General features: G+C 62.9%; 5 protein-coding genes and 2 pseudogenes. 3 read left to right on the plus strand and 4 right to left on the minus strand.

Translation table 11 applies throughout. The features are described from left to right. Window positions 1–235: pseudogene (locus IU459_RS35785) on the minus strand (hypothetical protein); the annotation flags it as partial. 717 nt (window positions 236–952) lie between these two features. Here IU459_RS35785 and IU459_RS35790 point away from each other — a divergent pair. The 3 genes from IU459_RS35790 (at window position 953) to IU459_RS35800 (ending at window position 5297) form a co-directional block, all read left to right on the plus strand. Beyond that, the gene (locus tag IU459_RS35790; protein WP_195134029.1) at window positions 953–2005 is read left to right on the plus strand and encodes an IS630 family transposase; all 1053 of its coding nucleotides are present in this window, start codon (window positions 953–955) and stop codon (window positions 2003–2005) included. A 508-nt stretch (window positions 2006–2513) separates the two neighbouring features. After that, on the plus strand, window positions 2514–3971 hold the full coding sequence (locus IU459_RS35795; protein ID WP_195134030.1) for an aminotransferase class V-fold PLP-dependent enzyme: 1458 nt from the start codon (window positions 2514–2516) through the stop codon (window positions 3969–3971). A gap of 426 nt (window positions 3972–4397) precedes the next feature. Then, a complete protein-coding gene (locus tag IU459_RS35800) occupies window positions 4398–5297 on the plus strand; it encodes a hypothetical protein (RefSeq protein ID WP_195134031.1) in 900 nt (299 codons plus the stop codon). A gap of 1258 nt (window positions 5298–6555) precedes the next feature. Here the strand turns inward: IU459_RS35800 and IU459_RS35805 are convergent. The 3 genes and pseudogenes from IU459_RS35805 to IU459_RS35815 all read right to left on the minus strand — a co-directional run. After that, window positions 6556–7476, minus strand: a complete 921-nt coding sequence (locus IU459_RS35805) for an IS3 family transposase (RefSeq protein WP_195134032.1) — start codon at window positions 7474–7476, stop codon at window positions 6556–6558. Continuing rightward, window positions 7473–7769, minus strand: coding sequence for a transposase (locus IU459_RS35810; RefSeq protein ID WP_195134033.1), 297 nt, complete (start codon window positions 7767–7769; stop codon window positions 7473–7475). The genes IU459_RS35805 and IU459_RS35810 overlap by 4 nt, the downstream gene beginning before the upstream one ends. A 45-nt stretch (window positions 7770–7814) precedes the next feature. After that, window positions 7815–8515: pseudogene (locus tag IU459_RS35815) on the minus strand (IS5 family transposase); the annotation flags it as partial. Window positions 8516–8688: the final 173 nt, after the last annotated feature.

Raw genomic sequence — 8688 nt, forward strand, 5'->3', positions numbered from 1 at the left:
GCCCTCTGGGAGGCGATGAACCCGGCCACGCCCACTTGGTCGCCTCCTTCACCCACAGGACCACTGATCGCTTGAGCACATCACGCTCCATCGCCAGCTCGGCGTTCTCACGCCGCAACCGCAACAGCTCCTCGCGTTCGGACTCGCTGAGCTGGTCACCGGCTGCTCCGTCGCGCTGCTGCCGGTCGCGGGCCACCCAGGTCGTCAGCGTGCCCTCGTTGACCCCCCAGCTCACGGGCAACCTGCGCGACCGGCCGCCCGGTCACACGCACGATCCGCACCGCGCCCCCACGGAACCCCCGATCGAACTTGCGTCTCTTCTCCGCCATCCAGCCTTTCCTCTATGGTCAGGCCTCCACGGTACGAGGGGAAACGCATTGGGCCTTATTACTGCCTCCGGGGCCAAATCAAACCGTCACAACCCGCCCGGCGCGTCGCAAGGGGGGCCAACTCAGACCGTCACACCGGGGCCAGACCAGGCTGTCACAGCCAGAGCGGTGCGGCGAGAACTCGAAGCGGCTGGCGTCGATGTGGTGCCGTTGCGTGAGGTCCTGGCGCGCAGAGCTGGTCACGTGGAGATCAGTTCGACCTGAACGTTCGTCCTGGAGTCCGTTGAGGAGCTCCCGCGACCGAAGTCTGCGTTCCTCTGCGGTGGTGACGCCGGGCGTCTCCGCGGCGACGAAGCTGCAAGCGGCCCTCACCCACATCCGCGGCGACGTTCTCGAGGCACTACGCCCAGAAGGACCCAGTCGAGACTAGCGAAGGGGTTGCTCCCAGCGCTCCGGCGGATCGTGCTGCACTGACCTCTGACATCAACTGACCGTCGAGGTCTCGAAAAAGACTGAGTGCGGTGCGGCCCCCACGGTGGTGGCCCAGACGCAACCTAGCGCCGTCGCAGCAGCGGTGAGTTATTGAACCGAAACGTCTTGGTTGCCTTGGACGTTGAGGGTGTGTGAGTGATGTGGACCTGCGGCGGTTGTCGCCTGCCGCGCAGGAGGTGGTGCGGCTGCGGGTGGTGGCCGCGCTGGAGTCGGGGCGGGTAAGCGGTTACCGCGAGGCCGCCGAGATGTTCGGAGTCTCGCAGCGGTCGGTGGGGACCTGGTGGCGTAAGTACCAGGCTGGTGGTCGGGAATCGCTGGCCGCTCCGGTCAAGTCGCGTACCGGGCGGGGCGAGGCGATCAGTGCCGAAGACCGCGCGGTGCTGTTCACCGCGATGGCCGACTACACCCCTGAGGAGCTGTTGATCGGCGGCCCGCTGTGGACCCGCGCCCTGGTCGCCGAGCTGATCCGCATGGTCGTCGGCGTCGTCATGACCGAGCAGGGCGTGGGCAAATGGCTGCGCCGCCACGGGTTCACTCCGCAACGCCCGGCGCGGCGGTCCTACCGACAGAAACCGGAGAAGGTGGCCCAGTGGCTGGAGGTCGAGTATCCCGCCATCGTCGCACGCGCCCGCGGCGAGAACGCCGTGGTGGCATGGGCCGATCAGTGCGGGCTACGCAGCGACACCGCCCCACCGGGCCGGTCCTGGGCACCGAAGGGCAGCACTCCGCTGGTGCGGGTCAACGGCAAGCGCCTGCGTGTGAATGTCATGTCTGCCATCGCTTTTCGTGGCGCACTGTGGTTTTCTGTGTTCACCGGCCGGTTCACCGCGAAGGTGTTCATCACGTTCCTGGATCGGCTGGCCCGCCAAGCCGGACGCAAGGTCCACGTGATCGCCGACCGGCACCCGGTGCACCGCAGCAAAGCCGTGACTGCGTGGCTGGCCGAAAACGCCCACCGCGTCGAGCTGCACCTGATGCCCGGCTACAGCCCCGAACTCAACCCAGACGAGATCCTCAACGCCGACGTCAAACGGCACGTCCACGCCACCCGCGCTCGCTCCACCGACGACCTCGCCCGCGAAACCCGCCGGTTCCTGCACCGCCGCCAACGCCAGCCCGACACCGTCCGCGGCTACTTCCGCGCGCCGCACATCCGCTACACGAGCCTGGAGGAAACCCAATAGTTTCGGATCAATATGTGCCACGGGAAGCCCCGGGGGAAAGCGGGTCGGCGACGGCTGCCGCGTGGATGGTAGGGGTTTCCCCCATACCGGCTTGTGTGCCCAGATGGGATTCTCACGTTGCGCCAACAGCGGTCAAGCTTGCGAAATCGCCACGTGCCACAGCTACTGGTTCCGCGTCGAATAGGTAAAACTGCATGAGCTTGTTCGGTCTCCAATGGAAAGCGTCGCTTCTGGTGTGGCGAGCGGCGTCGGATCGGCGTTCGGCGGTCCTTCCGGTGCCGGTTATGGCAGCGGTCGGGCGCTGGCTGAGCTGGCTCACCCCCATGGACTGTCCGAGCGCTTCGAACTCCCATCGATTCGACTGGGCGGCTCTCCTCGGTTTTTCACGCTATGCCTGGTCGCAACTCTGGTTGTGCTGGCGACCGAGACCCAACCGACCAGGAGCTGAACCATGACACGGTCCAACCACGATGTGCCGCAACGGGTCACGAAGGTGAGTGCCGCACACATGCCCGGTACGTCCGAGGAGTTTCTTGCCGCATATCCCGAATACGCGATCACCGCTCGGCTGGATGAACTCCGTGCCACCGAATACTGTTATCTGGACAGCAACGAACACGTCTACCTCGACTACGCGGGCACCGGTCTCGCCGCGCTCGCCCAATATCGGGCACACACCGCAAGGCTATCCGAAGCATGCTTCGGAAACCCACATTCGGAAAACCCTGCCTCACAAGCGTCAACCGAACTTGTGGAATGCGCGCGCCGTTCGGTACTCGCGTACTTCAATGCGCCACCAGCGGAATACACGGCAATCTTCACGGCCAATGCGACCGCCGCATGCAGGCTGGTCGGGGAAGCTTACGCATTCGGACCGGCGAAACGATACGTACTCACCTCAGATAACCACAATTCACTGAATGGAATACGCGAATTCGCGCGGGCGAGACACGCGCCAACCCGGTACATTCCGATCACCGGCGCCGAGTTACGAATCAGCGAACAAGATGTCCGCTCGGCGCTTCAACCGCGCATGCGAATCGGAGTGCGCACAAGCGCGAAAAGGCATGTGCGCCGGGGCTTGTTTGCCTATCCTGCACAGAGCAACTTCACCGGCGTGCAGCATCCACTGGAATGGGTAGATCTCGCACATGACTACGGCTACGACGTCCTACTGGATGCCGCCGCCTTCGTGCCCACCAATGCACTCGACCTCAGCGCCGTGAAAGCCGACTTCGTACCCGTGAGCTGGTACAAGCTGTTCGGATACCCAACCGGCGCTGGTTGCCTTATCACACGCCGCGAGGCATTGGCCAGGCTGCGTAGACCCTGGTTCTCTGGGGGCACCATCCACGCCGTCAGTGTCCAAGGGGATTGGTACTCGCCGGCCGACGGGGCGGCGGCTTTCGAAGACGGCACCCAGAACTTCCTGTCCATCCCAGATATCGACTACGGAATCAACTGGTTACGCGGGATCGGCATCGACCTGATCAACCTTCGCACCCGCTGCCTGACCGGATGGCTGCTCGACCGACTGCCCACGCTGCGACACGACAACGGCGCGCCACTCGCCGAGATCTACGGCCCACATCACACCGGCGGGCGGGGCGCGACGGTCGCTTTCAATGTCCTGGATCCCTTTGGATGCGTCGTCGACGAACGCCTGATCGCTCGAGAGTCCGCCGCGGCGGGTTTATCGCTTCGCACCGGATGCTTCTGCAATCCCGGCGCGGGCGAAGCGGCGTTCGAGATCGGACGCCCAGCCCTACTCCGCCTATTCGGAAAGCAGATCACCATCGACGACTACCTCAAAGCACTGGGCCTGCCCACAGGGGGCGCCGTCCGCGTCTCTCTCGGCCTCGCCTCCAACATCCGGGACGTCCAGCGATTCATCGACTTCATAGACGAGACCTACCGGAACCGTCCGGCCACGGTCGACGGACTACCTCCACGGGAGCGGTGCTGACCTGGGCACGGCCGGCCGACCTAGCTCACCCAGCACGGCGTCCATAAAACCGTTGCCGCGCTGGAGAAAGACGTCCGCGACTGGATCGAGCAGTGGAACGCCGGCCCACGACCGTTCGTCTGGCGCAAGACTGCCGAAGAGATCCTCGACTCACTCGCCCTATATCTACAACATCTTTCAGGCGCGGAACACTAGACGACGAGCACGTTTGAGAATGGATCGGCTTCTTGCCGTTCGGGCGGCGGCGTTCGGCCAGCTGGGGAACATCCGCAGGATGGGCTGGGTCGTGCGCCCTGACAGAGCAGCGAGCTTGGCCGATTCGATGCAGCGGGTCCACCTCGATCCGGGGTGATGTAGCGGCGAAGCTAACGCTCGGCGAAAGGCGAGCCCAAGCTCCTTGACTGATAGGTGCGTACAAACGGAACAATGAAACCCTTTGATGACAAACTACGTGAGCTTTTGCAACGTATCAAATCAGGATTAGGCGATTCTATCCCTTATGCAGCCCGCATTAGTGATGGTCGGTTACGTGAATTAATTAGCACATTGGGAGGTGGTGTCCAACGGAAGATCGATATGGACTATGACGCTGGAGTCGCCTTTTCTGACATGGGTAGGAATCGCCTCGATAACAGCACACTGCAATCACCGTGGGGGCAGATACGGGCGCTGGACTTGGCTGTGGATGATGAATTGACGAAGACCCTCGGGCGGGGCGTCAATCATACTTTCGTAGTACGCGACAACAGCAACAATGACCTGTACATCTACAAGCCGGCTTCCGGAGAGAATTTCGACGGTGTCGACTGGATCCCCCATGTACCAGGGGAACTGGCAAAGAGAGAAGCTGCGGCATTCCGCATAGACCAACTGTATGGGTTCGGTCGCGTACCGCCGACCATTATCGCCAATGGGCCACATGGACCGGGATCATTGCAGTCGTACATCTATTTCGGAAGAGCTAAGAAATGGAGCCAATATGAGACTGTGCAACAACATCAGGCGGCTGTTCTTCACCATACTATTGGCCATATCGATGGTGGCCCAGAAAATTACGGCCCTGACCTGGATGGCAATTTGATTTCCTATGACCACGGGCTGGCTTTCCCTGAGGCGCCACATCCGCCTGTTCATCACTTCGACTCGGATTTCATAATTTCTCATCTCGGGGGACAACTTGACGAAACGGTGCTGAGTGCCGTCAATGCTGTTGAGTCGGACCAAATTCATGTCGCACTCGACGGCCTGCTGAGCGAGAGCGCAATAGAAGGGGCAGTGATTCGACATGAAACCGTGAGATCGGTCGGGATGATCCCGCGCAACTGACCCCAAAGTCCTGCACCAGCAATACCACCTGGCGCACCACCTGAAGACGTACATTCACGGAGTGGGTGTCGCGGACGGGAGGGAATCCGATCCAGGACGAACGCGAGAAGGCGTCTCGCCCTGTGGGAGGCGGCTCGTGGAATTCGGTGCCGGCTCGGCGCCGACGATGATGCCCAACCAGAAATACCGGTTGCTGTCGACATGGTTTTCGACGCCGGGACTCGGATCCGGAACTCGACCGGGTGCTTGTTCGATCGAACCAGGATCCGATTCGCGGAAAATGGCCAGTTTACTGTCAAGGATCGTCTGCCTTCAGCGGCGGCACTGGATGCCCGGTACGCGCAGTCCCGGAATCATCGGTAAGGACTGCGTCGGACGCCGTCACGGGATCGATAGGGCATAACATTTCCGAGGAGGCTGCCAGCAGGGTCACCGTTGTTGTCTGAGAGCGGAATCCGGAGCCTTCGACCGTCAGCGATCCAACATAGGTACTGGGCACCAGGAAACCGCCAACGCTGCCCGCGGCGGAGTGGAATAACCGCTGCGAGATCCGCGCCGAGCGGGGTTGAAGGAGGAGTCGGCGGCGTGTGTTTCCGCGCGCAGATACGGACCCCCGCCAGTGCCAACGCCGTGACCACGGGGTGGGCGATGCGTTTTATCAAAAGAAACCTCCGGGAACGTAAGAGCCGCTCATGCGTCGACCACGCGCCGGTGAGCACATGCCTCAGCATCAACGACAGACCACCCATCCTCGACCTAGTTCCTGCCCGATCGGGTAACGGGTGATTGGAGTCGCTCACGCAATGACGTCCGATGCGATGAGTACTGCCGTGCATCGCCATTGCATTGGTCGCACCAGGCATGTGGCGTGATGTACGGTTGGCTGCAACGTTTTCACGTCACTCGCCACACTGGTATGGGGGAAATCCCTACGATATCCCCGTCCTGGAGTGCCCAAACAAGGCCAATCCACGGGTGATTTGGTCACGGTGGGGGCTGGAATACTCAGAACTGCCGATGCCGACGGCCTACCATCATCGACGTGCTCGTCGCCCTGGTCACCAGAGCTTCACGAGGCCTCTGCCGATGGGCTCGCCGTGGCCTTCAATGGTCGTTCGCGCGGTCGGGTCGTGCAACTTGCCGATGACATAGGCAAAACGGTGGTGTAGCGGCCAGGTAGGCATAGGCCACGAACAACCTTGGGCACATTGCTGGCTCGCACACGGGCTGTCAATCCCCTCAAGGTGTGGAGGGTCCTCTATGCGGCCTTGTCTTGTGACAGGGCCGCTGCCGAGGCCGCTCGGGCGGCGGCCCTGTGTGTCTCGTAGTTGATCGGCGACATTCCGCCGCACAGGCTGTGCCGTCGGGTCGGGTTGTAGAAGCCGGTGATCCAGGTGACGATCCGCAACGCGGCTTCGGCGCGTGTGCGGAAGCGGTGCCGGTGCACGAACTCGACCTTCAACGTGGAGTTGAACGCTTCGGCGGGGCTGTTGTCCAGGGCCGATCCGACCCGGCCCATCGACTGCACCACCCCGAAGACCCGGCACAACCGGCCGAGCGCGGCGGCGGTGTATTCGCTGCCGCGGTCGGAATGGAATATCACCCCGTCGACCGCGTCGAATCCGCCACGGGTCACTGCTGCCATTCGTAGTGCCGCGCAGGTCAATTCGGCGTCGTGGTGGGCGCCGGTGGCGTAGCCGAGCAGACGGCCTGAGAACCGGTCTTCCACCGTCGCCAGAAACAGCTTCCCCTCGGCTGTGGGTATTTCGGTCACGTCGCCGACCCACAACACGTCCGGGGCGACCGCAGTGAACTGACGCCGCACCAGATCACGCGCCACCGGCCGTTTCCCCTGACGGGTCAGGCTGCGCCGCTTCGGTAGTTTCCTTGCCGCCCAACCATTTTCGGTCATGATCGCCGCGATGGTGTTGTCCGACACCCGCCAGCCGGCCTCTCTCAACTCTTCACCGACGCGCGGGCTGCCGTACGTGTTACCGGAGTCGCGGAAGATCTGCTCGATCGCGCCGATGAGCTGCTCGCGGCGCTGCTGCCGCGGCGTCGGTGGCCGGTCGTTCCACTTGTAGAACCAGGACTCCGACACATCCAGGGCGCGGCAGGCCACGGTGTGCGGGACGCCGTGCTCGGTCCTCTGGGAGGCGATGAACCGCGCCACGGTCATTTGGTCGCCTCCTTCACCCACAGGACCACCGATCGCTTGAGCACATCGCGCTCCATTGCCAGCTCGGCATTCTCACGGCGCAGCCGCGCCAGCTCCAGCCGTTCGGACTCGCTCAACCGCTCATCCGCGGCGCCGTCACGGGCCTGCCGGTCACGGGCCACCCAGTTCGTCAGCGTGCCCTCATTGATGCCCAGTTCCCGGGCGACCTGGGCGATCGGGCGCCCGGTCTCCCGCACGATCCGCACCGCTCCCTCACGGAACTCCGGATCGAACTTGCGTCTCTTTTCCGCCATCTGACCTTTCCTCTATGGTCCGGCCTCCACGATATGAGGGGAATCGCACATGGACCGTTCGATGACCCAGGGGTGTTTGCCGAGTTTCTTGCTGGATTCGATGCCTTTGCGGGCGATCCGCACGGTGATGCCGCGGTCGCGGACCCAGTCGCGCAGGTCTTGCTGGTGGCAGGCTTTGTCGGCGTGCAGTTTGCCGGGTTTGCGTCGCCGCGGTCCGCGTCGGGATTTGATGGCGGGAATGGCTTTGACCAGTGGTTTGAGAGCTGTGGCGTCGTTGGTGTTCGCGGCGGACACGGCCACCGACAGCGGCAGTCCTGCCCGGTCGGACAGGACGTGGATCTTCGAGCCGGTCTTGCCTCGGTCGACGGGATTCGGGCCGGTCACAGGTCCTTACCTTTCTTTTGCCCTGACGGATGCTCCGTCGCAGACCGCGCGTGACCAGTCGATCATGCCTTGGCTGCCGAGTTCGTCGAGGACCGCCCGATGCAGTCGCCGCCACAATCCGGCCTCGGTCCAGGCCGTGAACCGGCGGTGCGCGGTGGGCACGGTGACCCCGAACGACGGCGGTAGATACCGCCAGGCGCAACCGCTGGTCAGGACGAACACGATCGCGGTGAACACCGCCCGATCATCCACCGGCGCGGTACCCCCCGCCCTGCGGTCGCGCCTCGAATTTGCGGAATCAACGGTGCGGCAAACGCCCACAACTCATCTGGCACCAACCGCCGCGAAAGTTCGTCCACCACAACATGCTCACAGAACCAAAACTAAATCCACGTGAGACACGCTCTTAGCTTGAAATTTAACCTCCGCGGCCGGTGGACAGACCCCGGTTGATCATGCAAGCAGCCCTTGTCTGATGATTGCTGTTGCGACACAGACAATTTCACACAAGAGCTGCGGTGATAAGTATGACCGA

Origin of the sequence: Nocardia amamiensis, from assembly GCF_015477605.1 — a bacterium.
In the GTDB taxonomy this organism is placed as follows: Bacteria; Actinomycetota; Actinomycetes; order Mycobacteriales; family Mycobacteriaceae; genus Nocardia; species Nocardia amamiensis_A.

What these genes read in the sequence shown, in the direction of transcription:
- IU459_RS35805 (WP_195134032.1), bottom strand. Translation starts at nt 7,476, where the DNA reads ATGACCGTGGCGCGGTTCATCGCCTCCCAGAGGACCGAGCACGGCGTC.
- IU459_RS35800 (WP_195134031.1), top strand. Translation starts at nt 4,398, where the DNA reads ATGAAACCCTTTGATGACAAACTACGTGAGCTTTTGCAACGTATCAAA.
- IU459_RS35810 (WP_195134033.1), bottom strand. Translation starts at nt 7,769, where the DNA reads ATGGCGGAAAAGAGACGCAAGTTCGATCCGGAGTTCCGTGAGGGAGCG.
- IU459_RS35795 (WP_195134030.1), top strand. Translation starts at nt 2,514, where the DNA reads ATGCCCGGTACGTCCGAGGAGTTTCTTGCCGCATATCCCGAATACGCG.